Annotated in this window: 27 protein-coding genes and 1 tRNA gene; 18 read left to right on the top strand and 10 right to left on the bottom strand. The window is 69.7% G+C overall.

The features are described from left to right. Positions 1-5: 5 nt before the first annotated feature. Positions 6-1,154, bottom strand: coding sequence for a pyridoxal phosphate-dependent aminotransferase (locus H4F99_RS03500; protein ID WP_182668333.1), 1,149 nt, complete (start codon positions 1,152-1,154; stop codon positions 6-8). Between the two features lie 103 nt (positions 1,155-1,257). Here H4F99_RS03500 and H4F99_RS03495 point away from each other — a divergent pair, with 103 nt between their 5' ends. From H4F99_RS03495 to H4F99_RS03425, 15 genes are all read left to right on the top strand, one after another. Next, positions 1,258-1,752 (top strand): DUF3293 domain-containing protein, encoded by a 495-nt coding sequence (locus tag H4F99_RS03495; RefSeq protein ID WP_182668332.1) that lies wholly within the window; start codon positions 1,258-1,260, stop codon positions 1,750-1,752. 76 nt (positions 1,753-1,828) lie between these two features. Next, positions 1,829-2,470 (top strand): heme ABC exporter ATP-binding protein CcmA, encoded by a 642-nt coding sequence (gene ccmA / locus H4F99_RS03490; protein ID WP_182668331.1) that lies wholly within the window; start codon positions 1,829-1,831, stop codon positions 2,468-2,470. Continuing rightward, positions 2,467-3,153, top strand: coding sequence for a heme exporter protein CcmB (gene ccmB / locus H4F99_RS03485; RefSeq protein WP_182668330.1), 687 nt, complete (start codon positions 2,467-2,469; stop codon positions 3,151-3,153). Before ccmA ends, ccmB begins: the two co-directional genes overlap by 4 nt. 38 nt (positions 3,154-3,191) lie before the next feature. Continuing rightward, a complete protein-coding gene (ccmC, locus tag H4F99_RS03480; protein WP_182668329.1) occupies positions 3,192-3,935 on the top strand; it encodes a heme ABC transporter permease CcmC in 744 nt (247 codons plus the stop codon). Next, the gene (gene ccmD, locus H4F99_RS03475; protein ID WP_182668328.1) at positions 3,932-4,114 is read left to right on the top strand and encodes a heme exporter protein CcmD; all 183 of its coding nucleotides are present in this window, start codon (positions 3,932-3,934) and stop codon (positions 4,112-4,114) included. Before ccmC ends, ccmD begins: the two co-directional genes overlap by 4 nt. 10 nt (positions 4,115-4,124) lie before the next feature. Next, positions 4,125-4,610 carry a cytochrome c maturation protein CcmE gene (ccmE, locus tag H4F99_RS03470; RefSeq protein ID WP_182668327.1) on the top strand — a complete coding sequence of 162 codons (486 nt, stop codon included), beginning with the start codon at positions 4,125-4,127 and terminating at the stop codon, positions 4,608-4,610. After that, positions 4,610-6,562, top strand: a complete 1,953-nt coding sequence (locus H4F99_RS03465; RefSeq protein ID WP_182668326.1) for a heme lyase CcmF/NrfE family subunit — start codon at positions 4,610-4,612, stop codon at positions 6,560-6,562. The genes ccmE and H4F99_RS03465 overlap by 1 nt, the downstream gene beginning before the upstream one ends. Beyond that, a complete protein-coding gene (locus tag H4F99_RS03460; protein ID WP_182668325.1) occupies positions 6,559-7,137 on the top strand; it encodes a DsbE family thiol:disulfide interchange protein in 579 nt (192 codons plus the stop codon). Before H4F99_RS03465 ends, H4F99_RS03460 begins: the two co-directional genes overlap by 4 nt. Beyond that, positions 7,137-7,583, top strand: a complete 447-nt coding sequence (locus H4F99_RS03455) for a cytochrome c-type biogenesis protein (RefSeq protein WP_182668324.1) — start codon at positions 7,137-7,139, stop codon at positions 7,581-7,583. The genes H4F99_RS03460 and H4F99_RS03455 overlap by 1 nt, the downstream gene beginning before the upstream one ends. Further along, positions 7,583-8,599, top strand: coding sequence for a tetratricopeptide repeat protein (locus H4F99_RS03450; protein WP_182668323.1), 1,017 nt, complete (start codon positions 7,583-7,585; stop codon positions 8,597-8,599). Before H4F99_RS03455 ends, H4F99_RS03450 begins: the two co-directional genes overlap by 1 nt. Before the next feature lie 149 nt (positions 8,600-8,748). Beyond that, positions 8,749-9,915 (top strand): homoserine O-acetyltransferase MetX, encoded by a 1,167-nt coding sequence (gene metX, locus H4F99_RS03445; RefSeq protein WP_182668322.1) that lies wholly within the window; start codon positions 8,749-8,751, stop codon positions 9,913-9,915. Between the two features lie 47 nt (positions 9,916-9,962). Next, entirely contained in the window at positions 9,963-10,559 is a 597-nt protein-coding gene (locus tag H4F99_RS03440) for a cysteine dioxygenase family protein (RefSeq protein ID WP_182668321.1), read from the top strand. 296 nt (positions 10,560-10,855) lie between these two features. Next, on the top strand, positions 10,856-11,098 hold the full coding sequence (locus H4F99_RS03435; protein WP_182668320.1) for a hypothetical protein: 243 nt from the start codon (positions 10,856-10,858) through the stop codon (positions 11,096-11,098). Between the two features lie 24 nt (positions 11,099-11,122). Next, a complete protein-coding gene (locus tag H4F99_RS03430; protein WP_182668319.1) occupies positions 11,123-12,043 on the top strand; it encodes an MbnB/TglH/ChrH family RiPP precursor modification enzyme in 921 nt (306 codons plus the stop codon). Beyond that, positions 12,040-12,678 (top strand): hypothetical protein, encoded by a 639-nt coding sequence (locus H4F99_RS03425; RefSeq protein WP_182668318.1) that lies wholly within the window; start codon positions 12,040-12,042, stop codon positions 12,676-12,678. Before H4F99_RS03430 ends, H4F99_RS03425 begins: the two co-directional genes overlap by 4 nt. Here H4F99_RS03425 and H4F99_RS03420 read toward each other — a convergent pair. Together H4F99_RS03420 and H4F99_RS03415 are read right to left on the bottom strand one after the other, a co-directional pair. Continuing rightward, entirely contained in the window at positions 12,638-13,135 is a 498-nt protein-coding gene (locus H4F99_RS03420; protein ID WP_182668317.1) for a DUF1269 domain-containing protein, read from the bottom strand. The two genes, H4F99_RS03425 and H4F99_RS03420, sit on opposite strands and share 41 nt — an antisense overlap. A gap of 268 nt (positions 13,136-13,403) precedes the next feature. Continuing rightward, a tRNA-Leu gene (locus tag H4F99_RS03415) sits at positions 13,404-13,490 on the bottom strand. Positions 13,491-13,775: 285 nt separating this feature from the next. On the opposite strand from H4F99_RS03415, the gene H4F99_RS03410 reads away from it, so the two are divergent. Together H4F99_RS03410 and H4F99_RS03405 are read left to right on the top strand one after the other, a co-directional pair. After that, the gene (locus H4F99_RS03410) at positions 13,776-14,864 is read left to right on the top strand and encodes an aminopeptidase (protein ID WP_182668316.1); all 1,089 of its coding nucleotides are present in this window, start codon (positions 13,776-13,778) and stop codon (positions 14,862-14,864) included. Then, on the top strand, positions 14,848-15,684 hold the full coding sequence (locus tag H4F99_RS03405; protein ID WP_220481015.1) for an NRDE family protein: 837 nt from the start codon (positions 14,848-14,850) through the stop codon (positions 15,682-15,684). Before H4F99_RS03410 ends, H4F99_RS03405 begins: the two co-directional genes overlap by 17 nt. Before the next feature lie 3 nt (positions 15,685-15,687). Here H4F99_RS03405 and H4F99_RS03400 read toward each other — a convergent pair whose 3' ends face one another. The 7 genes from H4F99_RS03400 to pssA all read right to left on the bottom strand — a co-directional run bounded on the left by H4F99_RS03400 (position 15,688) and on the right by pssA (position 20,681). Further along, a complete protein-coding gene (locus H4F99_RS03400) occupies positions 15,688-16,467 on the bottom strand; it encodes a PhzF family phenazine biosynthesis protein (RefSeq protein WP_182668478.1) in 780 nt (259 codons plus the stop codon). 57 nt (positions 16,468-16,524) lie between these two features. Continuing rightward, positions 16,525-16,935 carry a hypothetical protein gene (locus tag H4F99_RS03395; RefSeq protein ID WP_182668315.1) on the bottom strand — a complete coding sequence of 137 codons (411 nt, stop codon included), beginning with the start codon at positions 16,933-16,935 and terminating at the stop codon, positions 16,525-16,527. A gap of 47 nt (positions 16,936-16,982) precedes the next feature. After that, positions 16,983-17,186 carry a PspC domain-containing protein gene (locus H4F99_RS03390; protein ID WP_182668314.1) on the bottom strand — a complete coding sequence of 68 codons (204 nt, stop codon included), beginning with the start codon at positions 17,184-17,186 and terminating at the stop codon, positions 16,983-16,985. 42 nt (positions 17,187-17,228) lie between these two features. Then, positions 17,229-17,612 carry a YfeK family protein gene (locus H4F99_RS03385; protein WP_182668313.1) on the bottom strand — a complete coding sequence of 128 codons (384 nt, stop codon included), beginning with the start codon at positions 17,610-17,612 and terminating at the stop codon, positions 17,229-17,231. After that, positions 17,609-18,679, bottom strand: coding sequence for a class III poly(R)-hydroxyalkanoic acid synthase subunit PhaC (locus H4F99_RS03380; RefSeq protein WP_182668477.1), 1,071 nt, complete (start codon positions 18,677-18,679; stop codon positions 17,609-17,611). The genes H4F99_RS03385 and H4F99_RS03380 overlap by 4 nt, the downstream gene beginning before the upstream one ends. A 16-nt stretch (positions 18,680-18,695) precedes the next feature. Beyond that, positions 18,696-19,964, bottom strand: coding sequence for a class III poly(R)-hydroxyalkanoic acid synthase subunit PhaE (gene phaE / locus H4F99_RS03375; RefSeq protein WP_182668312.1), 1,269 nt, complete (start codon positions 19,962-19,964; stop codon positions 18,696-18,698). A gap of 102 nt (positions 19,965-20,066) precedes the next feature. Continuing rightward, a complete protein-coding gene (gene pssA, locus H4F99_RS03370) occupies positions 20,067-20,681 on the bottom strand; it encodes a CDP-diacylglycerol--serine O-phosphatidyltransferase (protein WP_182668311.1) in 615 nt (204 codons plus the stop codon). A 196-nt stretch (positions 20,682-20,877) separates the two neighbouring features. On the opposite strand from pssA, the gene H4F99_RS03365 reads away from it, so the two are divergent. Further along, entirely contained in the window at positions 20,878-22,722 is a 1,845-nt protein-coding gene (locus H4F99_RS03365) for a DUF1800 domain-containing protein (RefSeq protein ID WP_182668310.1), read from the top strand. Positions 22,723-22,727: the final 5 nt, after the last annotated feature.

The following is a 22,727-nucleotide window of genomic DNA, read 5'->3' as shown; positions in this document are numbered from 1 at the left end:
CTTCCTCAGAGTCGCTGCAGGCGCGTGATCGCCTCGTCCAGCGTGGCCGCGTTCTTGGCGAAACACAGGCGCGCCAGGCGCTGGCCCGGCGGCGGCACGGCGTAGAACGGCGACAGCGGGATCGCTGCCACGCCTTTCTCCTCCGTCAGCCAGCGGCAGAACGCGGCATCGTCGAGGTCGCTGACCGCGCTGTAGTCCACCAGCTGGAAGTAGCCGCCCGGCACCGGCAGGGGCTTGAGCTTCGTCGTGAGCAGCTGCTCGCGGAAGCGGTCGCGCTTCACCTCGTAGAACGCACCCAGCGTCTCGTAGTGCCCGGGCTCGGCCTGGATCATCTCGGCGAACGCGGCCTGCGCCGGGGTGAACGTGCAGAAGGTGTTGTACTGGTGCACCTTGCGGAACTCGGCGGTCAGCGCCGGCGGCGCCACGCAATAGCCGACCTTCCAGCCGGTGCAGTGGTAGGTCTTGCCGAAACTCGACACGACGAAGGCGCGCTCGCGCAGCGCGGCGTGGCGCAGGATCGACTCGTGGCGTGCGCCGTCGAACACGATGTGCTCGTAGACCTCGTCGGACAGCAGCAGCACACCGGTGCCCTCAAGCAATGCGGTCAGGCGCTCGATGTCGGTCGCGTCGAACATCGCGCCGGACGGGTTGTGCGGCGTATTGACCATCAGCAGGCGCGTGCGCGGGGTGAATGCCGCAGCCACCGCATCCCAGTCGATGGCGAAGGTCGCCGGATCGAGCGGGACATGCACGGCGACGCCGCCGGCCAGGTCGATCGCCGGCTCGTAGCAGTCGTAGCAGGGGTCGAGCACGACGACTTCGTCGCCGGGGCGCACGACCGCATGGATGGCGTCGAAAATGGCCTCGCTGGCACCGGACGTCACCGTGATCTCCGCGTCGGGATCCGGACGGTGGCCATAGCAGCGCGCGGTCTTGTCGGCGATCGCCATCCGCAGCGCCGGCAGGCCGTGCGCGGGCGCGTACTGGTTGAGGCCATCGCGCATCGCCTTGTCCAGCGCCTCCACCAGCCGCGGCGGCACCGCGAAGTCGGGGAAGCCCTGGCCGAGGTTCACCGCCTGGTGCTCGACGGCCAGCTGGGACATTACGGTGAAGATGGTGGTGCCCACCTTGGGCAGCTTGGTTTCCGGCGTCATCACGAACACGGCATCCTTCGGGCAGGTCTGGAAGTGTACGCGGGCCGCGGATGGCGCCGAAGTCCATTGCCAGCGGACGCGGTCCGGCGGACACTGTCCCCACATGCAGGAATTCCAGGTCGTCGACGCCGCCGAGCTCGCCGCCGCCTTCGTGGCGGCGCGCTATGTCGTGCGCGTGGACGGCGACGCGATCGCGCTGGAGGTCGGCGCGCCCGCCGTCGACCTCGAGGCCTACTGCGCGAACCGCAGCTACGGCTACATCACCGCGTGGAACCCAGCGTCGCGCCCGGTACCCGGCACCGCCAATGCCGAGGCGTCGGCCCGCCTTCGCGCACGCCTCGAATCCTTCGACCTCGAACTGCATCCGGCGACGTCGTCGGACGCCAGCGGCCAGTGGATCGAGGAAGGCTGGCTGGCCGCCGGCATCGACCGCGACGTGTTGGACACGCTGGCCGTCGAGTTCGGGCAGGCCGGCGTCCTGTTCTGGGAGCATGGCGAGCCGGTGCGCCTGAGGATGAGCGTGGCCGCGCCCGACGGCGCGCCCGATCTCCCCTGCGTCGACTGGGACTGTGGCCGGCACTGGCCGGGCGAGGACTGACACCCGGGGTGCCCCTGCGCGCTCCGGTAGAATGCCGGCACCTCGGCACCGCCCACCCGGGCCACGCGATCGACCGATGAGCCCCGATGCCCGCCCTGCGCCCCTGATGTACGTCCAGGGCCTGCGTTTCCTGCGCAACGACGTACCGGTGTTCGGCCCCCTCGATTTCGAGGTCGGTCGCGGCGAAGCCTTGCTGGTGCAGGGGGCCAACGGGGCCGGCAAGACGACCCTGCTGCGCGTCCTCGCCGGCCTGCTGCGCGCCGACGCGGGCACCGTGGCCTTCGACGGCCGGCCCGCCGAAGCGCTGCTGCGCGCGGAAACAACCGCCTACCTCGGCCATCTCCCGGGGGCCAAGGCCGACCTCAGCGTGGTCGAGAACCTGGAATACCTGTGCGGGCTGCAGGGCCGCCGGCCGAACCAGTCGATCGAAGCCGCGCTCGAGGTGGTCGGGCTGGCCGGCTACGAGGACGCCCTCGCCCGCCAGCTGTCGGCGGGGCAGAAGAAACGCCTGTCGCTGGCGCGGCTGTGGCTGTCACCCGCGCCGCTGTGGCTGATGGACGAGCCCTACGCCAACCTGGACCTGCAGGGCATCGAACTCGTCAACCGCATGGTCAAGGCCCACCTGGCCGACGGGGGCGCGACCCTGGTGACCACCCATGGCGCCTACGCCGCACCGCCGGTGCGCACCCAGCTTCTGGAACTGCGGAGGCCCCATTGAGTGCCCGCCCGTCCCTTGCCGGCACCGCCCGCAGCCTGGTGCTGCGCGACCTGAGGCTGGTCTGGCGCCGCCGGGGAGATGCCCTCCAGCCGGCGCTGTTCGCCCTGCTCGTGGTGGTGCTGTTCGCGCTCGCGCTGGGCAATGAGCCGGACATCCTCGCGCGGGTCGCGCCGGCGGTGTTGTGGCTGGCCGTGCTGCTGGCCGGCCAGTTATCGCTCGACAGCCTGTTCCGCGGCGATGCCGAGGACGGCTCGCTGGAACAGTGGATGCTGGCACCGGTACCGCTGGCGTGGCTGGTCGGCGTCCGCACCCTGATGCACTGGACGACCACCGCGCTGCCCCTGCTGCTGGCCGCCCCGCTGCTGGCGGAAATGCTGCGGCTGCCCCACGCGCAGTTGCCGGTCCTGATGGCCTCGTTGGCACTCGGCACGCCGACCCTCAGCCTGATCGGCGCGGTTGTGGCGGCGCTCACCGTCGGCATGAGGCGCTCCGGTATACTCGTGGCCCTGCTGGCATTGCCCCTGTACGTCCCGGTCCTGGTGTTCGGCGCGGGCAGTGTCGCGGCATCGGCCCAGGGACTGGAATCCACCGGTGCGTTGCTGTGGATGGGGGCCGGCCTGTTGCTGGCCCTGGTGCTGGCACCGGTCGCGGCCGCCGCGGCGATCCGCATCGCCCTGAACTGATACCCGCCGTCCCGGTGGACGGCAGGCTGAAAGAGCGCATGAATCCAATCGTCCTGTGGTTCCACAAACTGGGCTCGCCGCCCTACTTCGACCGGTTCGCGGCGCGCTGGGCCCCCTGGGGCCATGGGATCGGCCTGCTGCTGATCGCAGTGGGCCTGTACGGCGCCCTGTTCCAGGTGCCCGCCGACTACCAGCAGGGCGACAGCTTCCGCATCCTGTACATCCATGTCCCGGCGGCCTGGATGAGCCTGGCCGTGTTCGGTGCGATGGCGTTCTATGCGGCGATTGCCCTGATCTGGCGCATCAAGCTGTGCGAGATCCTGGCGATGGCCTGCGCGCCGATCGGCGCCGGCTTCACCGTCATCACCCTCTCCACCGGGTCGATCTGGGGCAAGCCGATGTGGGGCACCTGGTGGGACTGGGACCCGCGCCTGACCACCGAGCTGGTGCTGCTGTTCATGTACCTCGGCGTGATCGGCCTGTACCACGCCATCGACGACCGCCGCGCCGCCGCCCGCGCCGCCGGCCTGCTGGCGATCGTCGGCGTGGTCCTGCTCCCGGTGATCCGCTATTCCGTGGTGTGGTGGAACTCGCTGCACCAGGGCCAGACCATCCGCCTGTTCGGCGAATCCAGCATGGACGCCAGCATGATGTGGCCGCTGTGGTGGGTCGTCATCGGCACCAAGTTCTGGTTCGCCGGATCGCTGCTGGTCCGCGCCCGTGCCGACAACCTGCACCGCGAGGCCGGCAAGGCCTGGACCACCGCCGAGGTGCCCCGATGAGCTACCAGGGCTACGTGATCGGCGCCTATGCCGTGTTCGTCGCGGTGATGCTGTGGGACTGGCTGTCGCCCCACCTGCAGGTCCGCCGCGAGCGGCAGCGTGCCCGCCAGCGCGTCGCGCGCGAAGCCGCGCTTGCCAAGCGCGACGCCGCCACGCCCCCCGAAGAATTGACCCGTTGAGCCTGACCGCATGAATCCCGTCCGTCGTCGCCGCCTGTTGTGGGTGCTGGCCCTGGTCGCCGCCGCCGGCATCGCCGCCGTGCTCGTCGCCATGGCGCTCCAGCGCAACATGGCCTACCTGTACACCCCGAACGAAGTCATCAGTGGTGCGGCCGGGGCCGCGGTCGCGTCGGGCGAGACGCGCTTCCGCCTGGGCGGCATGGTCGCCAAGGACTCCTTCCACCGTGCCGAAGGCTCGCTCGAGGCGACCTTCCGGGTCACCGACGGCGATGCCGAACTGCCGGTCAGCTACACCGGGATCCTCCCCGACCTGTTCCGCGAGAACCAGGCCGTGGTCGCCACCGGCCGCATGCAGGGCGACCGGTTCGTGGCCGAGGAGATCCTCGCCAAGCACGACGAGAACTACATGCCGAAGGAAGTCGCCGACAAGATGGGCCAGGCGCACCAGAAGCATGACGTGGACGCCGGCGCCGCCCCGGCCACGGATACGCCGTAGTGCTGCCCGAACTCGGCCAGGTCGCCCTCATCCTTGCCCTGCTGGTCGCCGTCCTGCAGGGCACATTGCCCCTGCTGGGCGCCCAGCGCGGAATGCCGGCCTGGATGGCGGTCGCCCGCCCCGCGGCGTACGCGCAGCTGGTCCTGGTCGGCATCGCCTACGCGATCCTGACCCACGCCTTCGTCGTGCAGGATTTTTCGGTCGAGTACGTGGCGCTGCACAGCAACACCCTGCTGCCGCTGGGCTACCGGATCACCGCGGTGTGGGGCTCGCACGAAGGTTCGCTACTGCTGTGGGTGCTGGTCATTGCCGTGTGGACGGCCGCGGTGGCGCTGTTCTCCAAGCGCCTGCCGGACACCGTGCTGGCGCGCGTACTCGGCGTGCTCGGCATCGTCGCAACCGGCTTCCTGGCGTTCCTGGTGTTCACCAGCAACCCATTCGAGCGCGTGCTGCCGGCGCCGCTCGAGGGCCGCGACCTGAACCCGCTGCTGCAGGACCCGGGCATGGCGATCCATCCCCCGATGCTCTACATGGGCTACGTGGGCTTCGCGGTGTCGTTCGCCTTCTCGGTCGCGGCCCTGCTGGACGGCCGCGTCGACGCCCGCTGGCTGCGCTGGACGCGGCCATGGACGAACATCGCCTGGGCGTTCCTGACCCTGGGCATCGCGCTGGGCAGCTGGTGGGCCTACTACGAGCTGGGCTGGGGCGGCTGGTGGTTCTGGGACCCGGTCGAGAACGCCAGCTTCATGCCGTGGCTGGCCGGCGCGGCACTGATCCATTCGCAGGCGGTCACGGAGAAGCGCGGCAGCTTCCGCAGCTGGACGCTGCTGCTGGCCATCGCGACCTTCTCGCTGTCGCTGCTGGGCGCCTTCCTGGTGCGCTCGGGCGTGCTCACCAGCGTGCACTCCTTCGCCGCCGACCCGGCGCGCGGCGTCTTCATCCTGGTCTTCCTCGGCCTGGTGATCGGCGGTTCGCTGCTGCTCTATGCGCTGCGCGCGCCGGGCACGCAGGTCGAGGGCCGCACCGTCGACGGCAAACCCTTCGCCGCGAATTCGCGCGAGACCCTGCTACTGGTCAACAACCTGCTGCTCACGACCGCCTGCGCCATGGTCCTGCTCGGCACGCTGTACCCGCTGCTGGCCGACGCGCTGGAACTGGGCAAGATCTCGGTTGGCCCGCCCTACTTCGCGTTGATGTTCATCGTGCTGATGGCACCGCTGGTCGCGCTGGTGCCGTTCGGGCCGGTCACCCGCTGGCAGCGCGAGCAGGTGAGCCGCCCGGTGGCGCTGCTGGCGCCGTGGCTGGGCCTCGCGCTGCTGGCCGGCGTGGCGGCCTTTTTCATGGCGCCGCAAGGGCCGTGGAAAGTCGCGGCGGGCGTTGCGGGCGCGGCCTGGGTCGGCGCGGGCACGCTGCGCTTCGTGTGGCTGCGGCTCAAGGCCAGCGGCCGCCTGACGCCCGAGATGGCAGGCATGGCGCTGGCGCACTTCGGCATTGCGGTGTTCCTGGTCGGCGCACTGCTGACCGAGGGCATGGCCCAGCAACGTGAAGTCGCGGTATCGCCCGGTGAATCCGTGGAACTCGGCGGCTACCGCTTCCGTCTCGACGAGGTCGTGCACCACCCCGGCCCGAATTACGAAGCCGACCGCGGCAGCGTGACGGTGTTCGAGGGCGAGCAACGCATCGCCGTCCTGCACCCGGAGAAGCGCGCCTATGCCAGTGGCGGCCAGGTGATGACCGAGTCGGCGATCGATCGCGGCATCACGCGTGACCTGTATGTCGCACTCGGCGAGCCGCTGGGCGGCGGCGCCTGGGCGCTGCGCGTGCACGTGAAGCCCTTTGTCCGCTGGATCTGGGCCGGCGCACTGCTGATGATGCTGGGCGGCTTCGTCACCGCCTGCGACCGTCGCTTCCGCATCGCGCCCTCGGCCCGCCAACTGGAGAACGCCGCATGAGCGATGCCCCGCGAACCGGTTCCGTCATGCGCTGGCTGCCACTGGCCGTCGTCGGGCTGCTGGGCCTGTTGCTGGCCGCGGGCCTGTGGCTGGCCCGCAATCCCGATCGCGAAGCCCTGCCCTCGCCGCTGATCGGCAAGCCGGCGCCGACCTTCGAGCTGCCCGTACTGCACGAGCCCGGCCGTTTGATGTCCTCCGAGGAGCTGAAGGGCACGCCCTACCTGCTCAACGTGTGGGGCAGCTGGTGCCCGGAGTGCCGGGTCGAACATCCGGTCCTGACCCGCTTCGCCGAGACCCGCCGCGTGCATGTCATCGGCTACAACTGGAAGGACGAGCACGCCGACGCGATGCGCTGGCTGGAGCAGTTCGGCAACCCCTACTGGGTCGTGCTGGTCGACCACGACAGCACCGCCGCGCTGGACTGGGGCATCTACGGCGCGCCCGAGACCTTCCTCGTCGACGCGGACGGCATCGTCCGCTGGAAGCACGTGGGCGCGGTGGACCAGGCGACCGTCGACACCGAGCTGGTCCCGCTGCTGGACGCGCTCGGCATCGCACCGGCGGAGCCCCGCTGATGCGCCCGCTGCTCGCCGTGCTGCTGGGCCTCGTGCTGGTGTTGCCCGTCGCCCGGGTGGCATCGGCGCAGGTGGCCGACCCGACCCCGCTCGCGTTCAACGACGCCGCCGAGGAGCAGCGTTTCCACGCGCTCGTCGTCGAACTGCGCTGCGTGATGTGCCAGAACCAGTCGCTGGCGGATTCCAACGCGCAGATCGCGGTCGACCTGCGGCGCGAAGTGCTCGCGCTGATGCGTGAGGGCCGCAGCGACGCGGAAGTGAAGGCGTACCTGGTGGAGCGCTACGGCGAGTTCGTCCTCTACCGCCCCGAGGTCGCCTCCCGGACCTGGCTGCTCTGGTTCGGCCCGGCCCTGGTGCTGGTGCTGGGCGGCCTCGGCGTGCTGTGGGCGGTCCGCCGCCACGCGGGCCGCGACCCGGTGCCGCTCGATGACGAGCAGGAGTGGTGATGACGACCCAGGCAAGCCTCTTCGTCCTGGCCGCCGTCGTGCTGGCGGTGCTGTCCCTGGCATGGGTCCTCAGCCCCCTGTGGCGGCAGTCGCGTGCAACGGGCCTGGCCCTGGTCGCCGCCCTGCTGGTGCTCACCGGCAGCCTTTACTTCGTCCTGGGAACGCCTGCCGCGCTGGATCCGTCCGCACGCCGCAACGAGATGCCCGCCACGCTGGACGACGCGATCGCGCAGCTCGAGGCGAAACTGGCCGAGGATCCGGCACAGCCGGAGGGCTGGCGCCTGCTGGCGAATGCCTACCTGACCCAGGGCAACACCGGGAAGGCCGGGCAGGCCTTCGCCAAGGCACTCAGCCAGTCGCCCGACGATCCGGACCTGCTCGCCGAAGCGGCCGAGGCCCGGGCGATGGCCGATCCCGAGCGCCGCTTCGACGGGGCCGCGGTCAGCATGCTGGAGCGCGCGGTCGAACTGCAGCCGATGCACCAGCGCGCACGCTGGTTCCTGGGCATTGCGCGTCGCCAGGCCGGTGATGCGCGGGCCGCCGCCGAGACCTGGGCACCGCTGCTCGGCGCCGTCGACGCGTCCACGGCCCGGCCCCTGCGCGAGCAGATCGCGCTGGCGCGGCAGGAGGCCGGCCTGCCTCCGCTCGCGGACGACGCGGGGGCGCCGCCGCCGGGCATCACCGTGTCCGTCTCGCTGGACCCCGCGGTCGGGGCCGACGTGCCGGGCAATGCCACACTGTTCGTGATCGCCCGCCAGCCGGGCGGCCCACCCATGCCCGTCGCGGTGAAGCGCCTGCCGGCCTCGCAACTGCCGACGACAGTCACGCTGGGGGACGGCGACAGCCCGATGCCGACGATGAAGCTGTCGCAACTGGAACGGGTGGAGCTGGTCGCGCGCATCTCGCGCAGTGGCAACGCCACCCCCGCGCCGGGCGACCTCGCCTCGAGCCCCGTGCAGGTGGATCTGGGCGATGGCGCCAAGGCGGCCCTGCTGATCGACCAGGCCGTGCCTTGATCGTGCGCTGACCGGGACCGGGCCATGACGCCCGGTTCTGGCGCCCTCCCGCGCCGTCATTTCCCCGCGCCCGGCCTCGCGGCGACAATGCGCTCCCTGGACAGGCACACTGGAGCCCGACCCGCGTGACCCGGAACCCGCCTCCGCCCATGACCGAGTTCATCCCGCCCGGCACCCGATACGTCGACCTGCCGTCGCCCTTTCCGATGAAACGCGGCGGCGCGCTGGACGGCGCGCGCATGGCCTACGAGACCTGGGGCACGCTCGATGCCGACCACGGCAACGCCGTCCTGATCCTCACCGGTCTGTCGCCCAACGCGCACGCCGCGGCGAACGCCGGCAACCCGGAACCGGGCTGGTGGGAGGCCATGCTCGGCCCGGGCAAGCCGATCGACACCGACCGCTGGTTCGTCGTCTGCGTCAATGCGCTGGGCAGTTGCAAGGGTTCCACCGGCCCCGCATCGACCCACCCGGCTACCGGCCATCCCTATGGCCTCGACTTCCCCGCGCTGTCGGTGGAAGACGGCGCCGTGGCCGCCGCCCACGTGGTGGCGTCGCTGGGCATCGAGCGCCTGGCCTGCGTGATCGGCAATTCGATGGGGGGCATGGTCGCGCTGGCCCTGCTGGCGGCGCGCCCGGGCATCGCCCGGTCGCATATCAACATCTCGGGCGCCGCGCGTGCGCTGCCGTTCTCGATCGCGATCCGCTCGCTGCAGCGCGAATCGATCCGACTTGACCCGGCCTGGAACGAAGGCCGTTACGATGACGCGCATTACCCCGAGTCCGGCATGCGCATGGCGCGCAAGCTGGGCGTCATCACCTACCGCTCCGCGCTTGAGTGGGACGGCCGTTTCGGCCGCGTCCGCCTGGACTCGGACCGCGTCGAGGACGAACCCTTCGGCCTGGAGTTCGAAGTCGAGAGCTACCTGGAAGCCCATGCACGCCGGTTCGTGCGCCAGTTCGATCCCAACAGCTACATGTACCTGAGCCGCTCCATGGACTGGTTCGACCTCGGCGAGCATTGCACCACGCGCTGCGGCAACCACGACAGCGACGTCCGCGGCGCACTCGCGGCGATCGCCGGGGCCGGCCTCGGGCAGGCGCTGTCGATCGGCGTGCACACCGACATCCTCTTCCCGCTCCAGCAGCAGGAGGAGATCGCCGAAGGCCTGCGGGCGGGTGGCTGCGATGCCGACTTCCTGCCGCTGCCCTCGCCGCAGGGCCACGATGCGTTCCTGGTCGACATCGAGCGCTTCGGACCGGCCGTGGGCGGCTTCCTGGCGCGCCTCGGGCCACCCGCGCAGCTCGACGGCTGAACGGGGCACGGGCTGTGTGCCGCGGCGCGCGCGGGTAGAATGGAACGATGCACGCTGACCGCCTCACGCCCGATATCGACTTTCCCGGCCACGACAAGCTGGTCTCCGCCATCGATGCCGCCGTGGGCGCGGGCAACGAGCACGCCATCACCCAGGCCCTGCGCAGCACCCTCTGCCGGATGATCCGCGACCGCGACGTCGCCCTCCCCGACTGCGTCTATGCGCCGGTGGACGACCATTACGCTCGCCGCGAGCTCTACCGCAGCCCCACCCTTGGCTACAGCGTCGTCGCCATGACCTGGGGACCGGGCCAGGGCACGCCGGTGCACGACCACAGCGGCCTGTGGTGCGTGGAGGGCGTATGGGACGGTGAACTTGAAATCACCCAGTACGAACTGCTGGAACACGACGGCGACCGCTTCAGGTTCCGTGCCGCCGGCGGCATGCAGGCGGGGCCTGGCAGTGCCGGCAGCCTGATCCCCCCGCACGAGTACCACACCATCCGCAATGCCAGCGCGGACGAGGTCGCCGTGTCGCTGCACATCTACAAGGCGCCGATGGAATGCTGCTCGATGTTCGTGCCGGAGCACGATGAGTGGTACGCCCGTCTCGCCAAACCGCTGGAGACCGACGAGGCGCACTGAGCGCCCTCTCCCGCGGCACGCCTGCCGCCCGTTCAGCCGCAACACTGTCAGGCGCGTGTCATCCCGCGCCCCGAACATGGCCACGATCGGCCACGAAACCCTTTTTTTTCAGGGCTCCCGTTCATCCGCGGGCCTGTCCTGTTTGCATGCACAGGCGCGTTGACAGGGGTGCAGGGGGCGCATCAAGGACGGTAATCCCGCCTGCAAGGACGGTGCATGGACCGAGCACCCTTGGCCTGGATGTCGGTCATGGAATCCCGCCAGGCCCGCTTGTCATGAAACAAGGAGATCCCCCCATGGCAACCCCCTCCCGCACCACGCGCGCGGTCAAGGCCATCCGGCCCACCGGCAAGAGCCGGGCCGCGCTTTCCGAAGTCCGTCTCTCGGTCACGCCCGACATGCCATTCGACGACCTCGTCGGGCTGCTGAAGGAAACCCTCACGGTCCCCGAGCTTCCCGGCATACGCGGATGCAGGCCCTGCCTGTCCGGACTGGACCGTTTCATCATCGAAGACCTGGTGATGAAGGGCATGCGCTGACCCGGAACCACGGGGATGTCCGGCATGCTTCCACTTCCGCGCCTGGGCGTGGGCCTGGCTTACCAGGCCCCGCTTCGTCCGGTGTTCGAATCGCCCGGCGCGCCCCTGGACTACATGGAGATCGTGCCGGACATCTTCTGGACGGATCGCGGCCCAGGCCACGACCCGCGGCACCTGGACGACGCCGAAGGGCGCGCGATGCTGGACGCTTTCCAGCGCCAACGGCCCCTCGTAGCCCATGGCATCGGCCTGTCGATCGGCAGCGCGGACGGGTTCGAGCGGGATCACCTGGCACAGGTCCACCGCTGGTGGCAGCACTTCCGCTTCCCGTGGCACAGCGACCACCTCGCCTTCCACCTGGTCGAGCACCAGGGCCATCGGGCCAATGCCGGCATCACCCTGCCGCTGCCACGCGACCGCGACACCCTCGCGCTGGTCGTCCCCCGCGTACGCGAGGTGATTCACCGGATACCTGCGCCGTTCCTGCTGGAAAACAACACCTACTACTTCGACATCCCCGACGCCGAAATGGACGAGGCAACGTTCCTGAACCGCCTGTGCGCCCAGAGCGGTTGCGGGCTGCTGCTCGACCTGCACAACCTCTACACCAACGCGCGCAACCACGCGTTCGACCCCTTCGACCTGCTGCGCGCGCTCGACCTGCAGAACGTCGGGGAAATCCACGTCGCAGGCGGCATGGAACTGGATGGCTTCTACCTGGACGCGCATTCCGACGCGATCCCGGACCCGGTCTGGGCGCTGCTGGAGTGGACGCTGCCGCGCTGCCGCAACATCGGGGGCGTGACGTTCGAGATCTTCGGATCGTGGGTGGACGAAGTCGGCCTGGAGCGCATCCAGAAAGACCTGCGGCGCCTCCAGGCCCTCTGGCACCGCGCGCTCGGCGAGGACGACCCCGAGCTCCCCCTGCGCAGGGTCGGCTCGTGAGCCAGCAGGCCTTCCAGTCGCTGCTGTTCCGGATGATCGCGGAACCGGCGTTCCGCGATGGCGTGCGCGCACAGAAGCCGTTCCCGCCCCGGATCGAACTGACCGAACGCGAGCATCGCCGCCTGCGGCGCCTCGCCGACGACCCCGGGCTCGACATCAACCGGACCCTCCACAAGGGCTTCCGCCTGGGCAAACTGCGGGCGCTGCTGCCGATGACCTGCCAGCTGCTGGGCGCCCGCCGGCTGTCGCGCGAGCTGTCGCGCTTCTGGATCGAACGGCCCCCGTCCAGCTTTTCCTTCCTCCCGGAAGCGCTGGATTTCTGCGACTACCTGAAGCGACGGCGCCTGCGGATGCGCTACCTGCCCGACATCCTCGCCTACGAATGCACCGTGCTGGAACTGGAACAGGCCGGCCAGGCGATGCCCGGTGCGATCGAGCAACGCAACGTCAGCTTCGAGTACGACCCGGGCACCCTGCTGTCGGCCCTCGTGCGGGGTGAACGCCCCGGCGACCTCCCTCCGCATGCCACCCATGCGTCCGCCACGCGCCTGCCCGACGGGCGCATCCGATGGCATCTGCAGATCGAGCGTGGTGTCAGCCGCCCGCCTGCATCTCCACCCGGCCCAGCGGGGTGACGCCGCTCGCTTCCAGGCGTTGTTCGACCTGCCGTTCGAGCGCATCCTCCGCATCGAGGACGAGCAGGATGCGACCGGCCTCGATCTCCCGCTTGAACTGACGTCGCACCGGGTCCGGCAACGCCGAACCGACCAGCGACGACGCCCAGGCGCCCACGAGGGCACCGCATATCGCCATCACGGCGACCCCGGCCCAGTTGAAATGGGCAGGCGCGAGGAAGATCGCGACCGTGCCCACGACCGCGCCGAGCAGGCCGCCGAACAGCACGCCGCGCAGGGCAGCAGGCATGAAGTCGGTATCGGCCTCCTTGCGGCGGTTGGGAATCCGGTCGATCTCGATATCCGACCGCGCGACCAGCGAGATGTCGTCGTCGGCCACCCCGCCCTGGCGCATCGCATCGATGGCCGCGTATGCCTGTTGAAGGTCAGGGGCAAGGAATACATGGCGGTGCTTCATCGCGTCCTCCTGGGGGGCGCGGGCCGCGGACGTGCGGCGCCTCGCCGGGCGGGGTCATGGGAGGACCGTCGCACAGGTGCCCTTCACGCCATGCGAAGCCGCGGTGAGGGGCGCTTTCATGCCGCTGAATCCCGCCTGTCACCGATCCCGCCGCGCGGGCGGGCCAGGTTCGCACACGGCCTGCCAGAGACGGCCTGCCAGCAATCGCCTGCCAGAAACTGCCTGCGAGAACAGGAAAGGCCCGGCCGGGAGCCGAGCCTTGCTGCGCTGGTACCGGAGGTGGGACTCGAACCCACAAGGTTTTAAGGCCGGCGGATTTTGAATCCGCTGCGTCTACCAATTCCGCCACTCCGGCGCGGCCGCGCAGTATAGCCGGTCGCAACGGCACGGTGCAGGGGTCGGAGCGCGGGCCCGCGTGCCGGATCCGCGGACAGGAGAAAGCCCGGTCGTCCAGTTATCCGGGACTGGGCGGCCGGGCTCCCTTGGCCGGATGGGTGGCGCGGATTTGTGTCGGTGTGGACGTATCCGGCGGCACACGCACCCGGTACGGACGAGCGTAGTCCCGGCCTAGGCCGCGCGGGTTACGCAGGGGTGAATGAACGGGCGCCGTTCGTCGGCGCGGGGCCGGTATCCTGCAGCCATGCCTGCACGTCCCTTCCCTTTCGCAGCCGACGTGGCGTTGCGTACGCTGCTGCTGATCGCCACGCTGCCGCTTCTCGCGGGATGCCGGTCGCTGGCGTATTACGGGCATGTCGGCCACGGCCAGTGGTCGCTGATGCGGGCGCGCACGCCGCTGGTCGAGGTGATCGAGGACCCGGCCACCCCGGCGCCGTTGCGGGACACGCTCACGGAACTCGCGCAGGCACGACGCTTCGCGTCGACCCGCCTCGCGCTTCCCGACAACGGCAGTTACACCTCGTACGTCGCGCTGGCGCGCGACAGCGTGACCTGGAACGTGTTCGCCGCACCGGAGTTCTCGGTGGCTCCGGTCACCTGGTGCTTCCCGGTGGCCGGCTGCGTGCCGTATCGCGGTTATTTCGATCCCGCCAAAGCACGCCGCGAGGCCGAACGCCTGCAGGCCCGCGGCTACCAGACCTGGGTGGGCGGCACGGCGGCCTACTCCACCCTGGGCTGGTTCGACGACCCGATCCTCAGCACGATGCTGGGCCGTGATCACGATGATCCGGTCGGCGTGCTGTTCCATGAATTGCAGCATCAGCAGCTGTACGTGCGCGACGACACCGCCTTCAACGAGTCATTGGCCCGCTTCGTCGAGCAGGAAGGGCTGCGCGAATGGCGCGCACAGGCCGGCCAGGCCCCACCCGACCCGGGCCCCGCCGCGCGCGAACGGGCCTTCACCGTGCGGGTACTGCAGCTGCGCGACACCCTCGACGAGGCCTACCGCCAACCGGTCGCGGCGGACGCGATGCGCGCCGCACGCGAACAGGCCATCGAGCGCTTCCGCGCGTGGTACCGCCTGCAACGGCAAGGCGCATGGCACGACGACGCGCGCTTCGACGCCTGGGTTGAAGCACCGATCACCAACGCCAAGCTGGTGCCCTTCGGCCTGTACGACCGCTGGGTGCCCGCCTTTGCCGCGTTGTTCACCGGCTGCAATGGCGACTGGCCCTGCTTCCACGCGCGCACGGCCGAACTGGCACGCCAGCCGGCCGAGGACCGCGCCGCGCGGCTGGATGCCCTGTTGCATGCAGATGGACCCACGCCCTGAGGCAATTGCCTACCATGCACGGATGTGCCTGATCGCCCTGGCCTGGTTGGCCCACCCCCGATACGACCTTGCCCTGATCGCGAACCGCGACGAACGGCATGCCCGCCCCGCGTCCGCCGCCGGGTTCGACCCCGAGCACCCGGACGTCTTTGGCGGACGCGACCGGGTGCAGGGCGGGAGCTGGCTGCTCGCCTCTTCGAGGCGGCGCTTTTCCGCGGTGACCAACGTCCGCGCGGGCCTCCAGGTGGATCCCGCCCCGCGCTCGCGTGGCGACCTGGTGAGCGCCTTCGTTTCCGGGACGGCGACGGCCGACGCGTGGGTACGGGACCTGGCCCGCCTTGCCCCGGACTACGGCCGCTTCAACCAGCTCGCCTGGGACGGCCGGAGCCTCGCCTTCGCAAGCAACCACCCGTCATTCCAGAGCCGGTCCGTCACTCCCGGCCTGCACGCCATGTCGAACGGTGCCTTCGATGCACCGTGGCCGAAGAGCGGGCATGCATCCCTTGCCCTGGAACGGTGGCTGGACAGCGCGCCGTCCCGGACCCGTGCCGCGGACGATGCCGCCTCCCTGTCGCCGCTGCTCGAGGCGCTCGCCGACACCGCCCCGGCACCCGACGCACGCTTGCCGGACACCGGCGTGGGCCTGGCGCTCGAACGCCGCCTGTCCCCTGCCTTCGTGCTGGACCCGGTCTACGGCACGCGCTGCAGTACGGTCGTGCTGGTAGAGGCCGCCGCGATCACCTTCTTCGAACGGCGCTTCGACCCCGACGGCACGCCGACCGGCGACACGCTCCAGGTGCTCGAATCCCACGGGCCGTGAAGGTCAGACCTGGATGCGCCCTTCCAGATAAGGCACGACAGAACCGGCCAGCAGGACGCGTGCCCCATCCACCCGGCACGCCAGCGTTCCCCGCCGCCGTCCGCCCTGCCGGGCGTGCAACCATCGATCCCCCAGACGCGCGCTCCAGTACGGCGCCAGCGCGGTATGGGCCGAGCCCGTCACGGGGTCCTCGTCCACCCCGACGTTCGGTCCGAACCAGCGCGAGACGAAGTCATGCCCGCGCCCCGGGGCCGTGACCGCCACCCCGCGTCGCGGCAGCCCACGGAGTGCGGAGAAGTCGGGCACCAGGGCTTCCACCTTTGCTTCGTCCTCCACCACGACCACGAAATCATCGGCGGCCAGGACCTCCTCCGCGACCTCCAGTCCGAGTGCCTCCATCAGGCCGGCCGGCGGCTCGCAGGGGCGTGGAGGATGCGCCGGGAAATCCATCACCAGCCGCTCGCCTTCCACCCGCACGCGCAACTCGCCGCTGCGGGTATCGAAGCGCAGCATGGAGGCGTCGTCGCCCAGCCGGTGCGCGATCACCCAAGCGGCCGCCAGGGTGGCGTGTCCGCACAGGTCCACCTCCACGCTGGGCGTGAACCAGCGCAGGCGATAACGCGTGCCTTCGCGCACGACGAACGCCGTTTCCGACAGGTTGTTCTCCGCCGCGATTGCCTGCAACAGCGTATCCGGCAACCACTCGCGCAGGGGACAGACCGCGGCCGGATTGCCTTCGAAGACGCGCTCGGCGAAGGCATCCACCTGGTAGAGATCGATCATGGAGCCCACTTAGGTGGTCCTCTGTCCGGACAGAGCCCCGAATGCTAGCAAGCGGTCTCAGGCCGGGCACGGCCACGGCCACCAGCCGCTTCCGGTGGCGGCGTACCGGTCCGCCGCCCGCTCGAAGCGGTTACGCACGCTGACGCCGCCGCACAGCATGTACACCGGCAGGAACAGCGGGCCCAGCACCATGTACTGCAGCACGTGGGCGTGCTCGTGGTCGAGGATGCGCACGGGCGGTGCCTCGCAAAGACCCGCGCGATGCGCGTACGTCAGGCACCGGACATCCAGGCTGTTACCGGTGTGCAGGACCACGTTGCCCAGTGTCAGCGCGCCGCCCGGACCCCAAGGGTAACGCTGGAACACGATCGCCAGGCACTCGGCGCGCACGCCCATTCGCGCACCGAATGGCAACGCCGCGAGTCCACTGAGCAGGCCAACGAGGGTATTGGGCAGGGTCCACGCCATTCCCACGGCGAGGCCAAGGGCTCGCAGGATCGGCGGACGCCGGGGTCTCAGTCCTGTTCCTCGGGCATCAACAGCCACAGGATCAGGTACACGATGATGCCCGGGAAAGCCGCCGACAGGATCGACACCACCACGAACAGGATCCGCAACAGCGTGGAGCTCCAGCCGAAGCGACGGGCAATGCCGCCCATCACGCCGGCGATCATGCGGTCATGCCGCGAACGCGTGAAAGGGCGCGCGTTGTCGGTCATTCGAGAGGGTTCCGGTACGGCCATGGCGCGAGTATCGCGCCGTCACCGTGATGGCGGCGTGCGTGCCCTGAGGGCATCCAGCGCCTCGTTCAGCCATTCGGACGACGTGACCTCCGCGTGGTCTCCGCATCGCACGCGATACGGGCGCCCGCTGATGCTGCTCTCGGTGCCGGCACGCGCGATGAACTGCTCCGTGCTGTCGATCAGGCCCCGCTTCAGCAACCACGCCTGCTTGCGCCTGAGGTGGTCCGCCGCTTCGTCCGCGTCGTGCCAGCGCCCGTTGCGCTGGAACTCGCAGCCGGACGTCGCCAGCGCTTCGACGAGCGCGTCCATCTCCCGCACCACCGACTCCGGCGGAGCCGCGAACGCAGCACCGGCCGCCAGCACCAGCATCAACCCCAGCAAGCCCGGGCCGCGACGCTTCATTCCGCGCGCTGGTCCAGCCACTGGTGGATGGTGTCCGGCACTTCCCGCTGGGCCCGGCCCGACACATAGATGCCGATATGCCCGCCACGGAACGAGTGTTCGCTGTAGTCGGTCGTTCCCACCAGCCCGCCCAGCGCCTGCGAGGCGGCCGGCGGCACCAGGTGGTCCTGCAGCGCGTAGATGTTCAGCACCGGCATGGTGATGCGCGACAGGTCGACCTCGCGCTCGCCGATGCGGATTCCGCCCTTCAGGAACCCGTTGCCCTGGTAGAACATCTTGATGAACTGGCGGAATGCCTCGCCCGCCAGGTCGGGCGAGTCGAAGATCCACTTTTCCATGCGCAGGAAGTCTTCGACCGCCTGCTTGTTGTCGAGGATGTCGACCAGGCCGACGTACTTCTGCACGAACAGGCGCCAGGGCTTCAGCGTCAGGTAGCACCAGTTCATCATGTCGGCCGGGATGTTGCCGAGCGTGTCGACGAACTGGTCGATGTCGATCCCGCGCGTCCAGTGAGACAGCATGTTGTCGTCGGTGTGGAAGTCCACCGGCGTCACCATCGTGATGAGGTTGCGCACCTTCGACGGATTCAGCGACGCATAACACAGCGAGAACGCACCGCCCTGGCAGATGCCGAGCAGGTTGACCGCGTCCTCGCCGCTGGTCGCACGCAGGTGGTCGACCGCGCCGCCCAGGAAACGCTCGATGTAGTCCTCGAGCTCAAGATAGCGGTCGGAGCGGTCCGGGTATCCCCAGTCGAGGATGTAGACGTCCTCACCGCGCTCGAGCAGGCCACGCACGATCGACTTGTCCGCCTGCAGGTCGGTCATGTACGGCCGGTTGACCAGCGCATAGGCGATCAGCAGCGGTACCTTCGCGGTCGGCGCGCGGTCGCCACGGAAGCGGTACAGCACCACGCGGCCGTCGCGCCAGACTTCTTCCTTGGAAGTCGCGCCGTAGTCGACGTCTTCGACTTCGCGCAGCGTCCCGAGGCCCGCACTCAGGCGCGACTGGAAGGCCATCGCCTCCTGCGCCAGACCTTCGGCAGTGAAGTGCAGCGGTGCGTTGATGTCGATGCGGCCCATCTCAGCGGCCTCCCTTCACGCGCGGACGCGGTACTTTTGTCACCGGCTTGGAGGCGGCCTTGCGCGTTGCCGGCGTGCGGCGTGCGGCCGTGCCGCGGGCGGCACGGGTCGCCGCGGTGCTCGATGCGCGCTTTTTCACGGACGCGCCTTTCCCGGACGCGCCTTTCGCGGGCCCGTCTTTCGTGGACATGCGCTTCGCGGACGCTTTCTTCGCAGCCACGCGCTTCGCCGGCAGGGGCTTTTTCGCGGACGCCGCCTTGGCGGTGGGCTTCGAGGACGCCGTGCGGGCCTCCGCCCGTCTGACGGGCGCCGCAGTCGAGGAGCGACTGCGCGCGGGGGCTTTGGCGCCGGTGGCAGGCGCCGTGGCCTTTGCGGGTGCAACTGTGGCAGACGCGGCACCGGCCACGGCGTCGCGCAGGCGCCGCAGCTCACGCTCCAACTGCACGATCTTGCGATGGGCGGAGTCGATCTCGGTCCGTGACGGCATGCCGAACAGCCCCGCGACGAGTTCCACCTCGTGCTGCACGGCTGCGCGCAGGCGCATCTGCGCGTTGACCATCTCGCCGAAGTCCTCGCGGTAGCGCGGCGACATCGCCACCTCGGCATAAGCCTCCTCGGCCGCATCGACCCACAGGTCGAACAGGGCCCGGGCCGAGGTCAGCTGCCGGCCGGGCTGCGCGTGATCGGCCAGCTTGTCCTCGAAGAACTGGAACGCTTTCTGCCCGGCCTCGGCCAGCAGGGCCTGGCAGGCCTGGCTGCGCGACTGGTAGTCCATGTGCAATTGCGCGATGCGCTGCCAGCGCGCCTGGTGTTCGCGATTGAAGCCGAAGGTCGGCATGCCGAGCCAAGCCCGCCCTTCGCCCTGCAAGGCCCCCAGGAAGGGGCCCGCCTGTTTCATCCACTGGTCGAAGCCCTGCTGCCCGGGGCCGCCCATGGTGTCGAACATGTCGGCGAACGGCTGCGCCATCGCCCCGCCAAGCATCTGTTTGCAGGCCTCGGCAACATCCGCCGCGCCGGCATCACGCCCGATGAAGCCGGCGGCCAGCTCCTGGAACCGGCCGTACCAGTCCCGCGCCTGCCGGTCGAAGCGTCCGACCATGTCGTCCACGCCCGGCACGCCGCCCGTCGCCATCCGCGACCAGGCGCCCATGGCGTCATCCCAGCCGGGAAGCCCCGCAGGCGGGACGGCTCCCTGCTGCATCATCTCGCCCATCCGGGCCCAGTATTCGCGCGCCAGTGCGTCGAAATCACCGAAGGAACGGTTCGTCATCTTGCCCTCCAAGCCGAGGGCCGATCATAGCAACCGCAGGTTTCAGCCCGTGCGAAGCGGCCGCCCCCGGATCCGACCGTGCGCGGCCCGGGCCGGCGACGCTCAAGGCTTCGGGATGCGCAGCGTCTTGCTGATCATCAGCGTGCCGGAGACGGCGAACATCAGCACCAGCGGGTGCAGCACCCACGGCCCGAGCTTCACCGCCCCCAGCCACAGCGCGTCGCCGATCGCGCCCTGCCAGAGCGCGACGGCCAACACCACCACCAGCAGCAGGCTGGTCGGGATCGGCGTGCCCTCGAAATGGCTGACCTTGTCCTCGCCGCCCGACAGCTGCTCGGCGGTCACGTTGTAGCGCGCCAGGCGGCTTACACCGCAGCCGACGAAGTAGCTCAGGACCAGCCAGTCCCAGCCGCCGTGCAGGCCACAGGCATAGGCCAGCGCCGCCGGCGCGACGCCAAAGGAGATCACGTCGGCCAGCGAATCGAGTTCGCGACCCAGCGTCGATGCCGATTTGCGCCAGCGCGCGATGCGACCATCGAGGGCGTCGAAGATGAAGGCCAGCGGGATCAGCGCCATGCCGACCCAGAGGCTTCGCACCTGTCCGGTCTGCAGGTAGTGCATCGAGGCGAACACGGCGCCCAGCCCGCAGATCGCGTTGGACAGGGTGAACCAGTCCGCCAGGTGGAACTCACGCAGCATGGAAAAATGGCGCGGCATCGGCGTTCGGCTCCTGCAGTCCTGCGACCGGGGCATCCAGCCTGCCAAGCGTCCCGCGATCCCGCAAGCGGGCGTCACGTCGATACCGTGAAGGCGGTCATGTCCCAATCCTCGTGCCGCGCTATATTCGCGCTCGCAGGGGGCTGCCCCGGCTGCGCTCCCGTTCGCGCGCCGGGTCTTTGGGGGATTCGAAGCAATGTCGACCGCGGACCAGATCATGCGTGCCATGCACGCGGTGACAGGCCTGCGCATGGATGACGCGGCCCAGCCGGGCGTCACGCGCCGTACCAGCAGCAGCCGTCCCGCCCGCTTCCTGGCCGAACGCTACGGAAACGGGCTCACCATCCCCACGCAGGGCCATCTGGGCGAGAACGGCGGCAGTGCGGACTCGACTGCGCAGCCCTACCTCGGCCGCGCCCCCTCGATGGCCGGTAGCGCGCCGCCCCAGTTGCTGACGCTCGCGCGCCCGCCCTTCGCCGTACGCATGCTGTCCAACCTCAGCTTCGGCATCACGCCGCAGGCGCTCTCGGAGTTCAACGCGCTGGGGGCGAACGACGCGGAGCGGCTGGCCAACTGGGTCGACTGGCAGCTCGACTGGCAGGCCATCGATGACAGCGCGGTCGAAACACGGCTCACGAATGCCGGCTACACCACCCTGGGCAAGCCCCTGACCGCGCTGTGGAGCCAGCACGTGCAGGGCGATCCGGTTTACGACGTCCGCATGCGCCCCGCCTGGGAAGTGCAGCGCTCGGCCTTCGTCCGCGCCACCCATTCCCGCCGCCAGCTGCGCGAGATGGTGGTGCACTTCTGGCACGACCATTTCAACGTCACCGCGACCGAGTATTCGGCCGCCCCGGTGTACGTGCACTACGACCGCGACGTGATCCGGCAGCACGCGCTGGGCAACTTCCGCGCCATGCTGGAGGCCGTCGCCACCAGCCCGGCGATGCTGTACTACCTCGACAACGTGTCGAACACCCGCGCCGGCCCCAACGAGAACTGGGCGCGCGAACTGCTCGAACTGCACACGCTCGGCGCCGAGCACTACCTCGGCTTCATGGACCCCTTCGCAGTGCCGCCCGATCCAGTCGATGGCGACTACCCGTCCGGCTACACCGACATCGACGTCTACGAGACCGCCTCCGCCTTCACCGGCTGGACCCTGAAGAACGGGCACTGGGAATTCCCGAACGACAACGACGGCACCTTCGTATACCGGCAGAGCTGGCACGACGCGGGACCCAAGTTCGTGCTCGGCCGCCTGCTGAACCCGGAGACGCCCGCGATGAAGGACGGCCGCGACGTGCTCGACCGCCTGGCCAGCCACCCGGCCACCGCGCGCTTCGTCTGCGCGAAGCTGATCCGGCGTTTCGTGCGCGACGATGCTCCGGAGTCGCTGGTCCGCAGTGCCGCTGCGTTATTCCGCCAGCACTGGCAATCCAGCGACCAGATCGCGCGCGTGCTGCGGCACATCCTCAACTCGACCGCGATGTACAACGCCTGGGGCCGCAAGGTCCGCCGCCCCTTCGACGCGATCGTCGCGGCGATGCGCGCGGGCGGCAGCGACTGGACCCTGCGCCTGGACAACGATGCCTCCAACAATTTCATGTGGCGGCTGGGCTTCACCGGACATGAGCCGTATGCCTGGCCAGCGCCGAACGGGTATCCGGACTCGGAACAGGCCTGGACCGGCGCCAACAGCCTGGCGATGGACTGGAAGCTGCTGAACTGGCTGACCGAGGCGAAGGACGGGGAGACCCCCATCCTGCCCATCCTTGCGATCAGCCGGGCGCAGGTCCCGCAGTGGACCGCGACCAGGCTCGTCGATTACTGGTGCACCCGCCTCCTCGGACGCAAACCGTCGAATCCCCGGCGGCTCGCCCTGATCGGCTTCCTCGCCCAGAACGGGGATCCGGCAACCCACGTCATCGCCGACACCAACGGCTGGGCCGGCAACGACCTCAAGAACCACTACAACCAGGAACGGCTGCGCAGCATGGTCTCGCTGGTCCTGATGTCCCCCGAGTTCCTGAGCCGCTGAGGAGA

This window comes from Marilutibacter penaei (assembly GCF_014145395.1).
Classification (GTDB): domain Bacteria; phylum Pseudomonadota; class Gammaproteobacteria; order Xanthomonadales; family Xanthomonadaceae; genus Marilutibacter; species Marilutibacter penaei.
The sequence above is the reverse complement of the archived record's forward strand: the minus strand, read 5'-3'. Positions and strand labels throughout refer to the sequence as shown.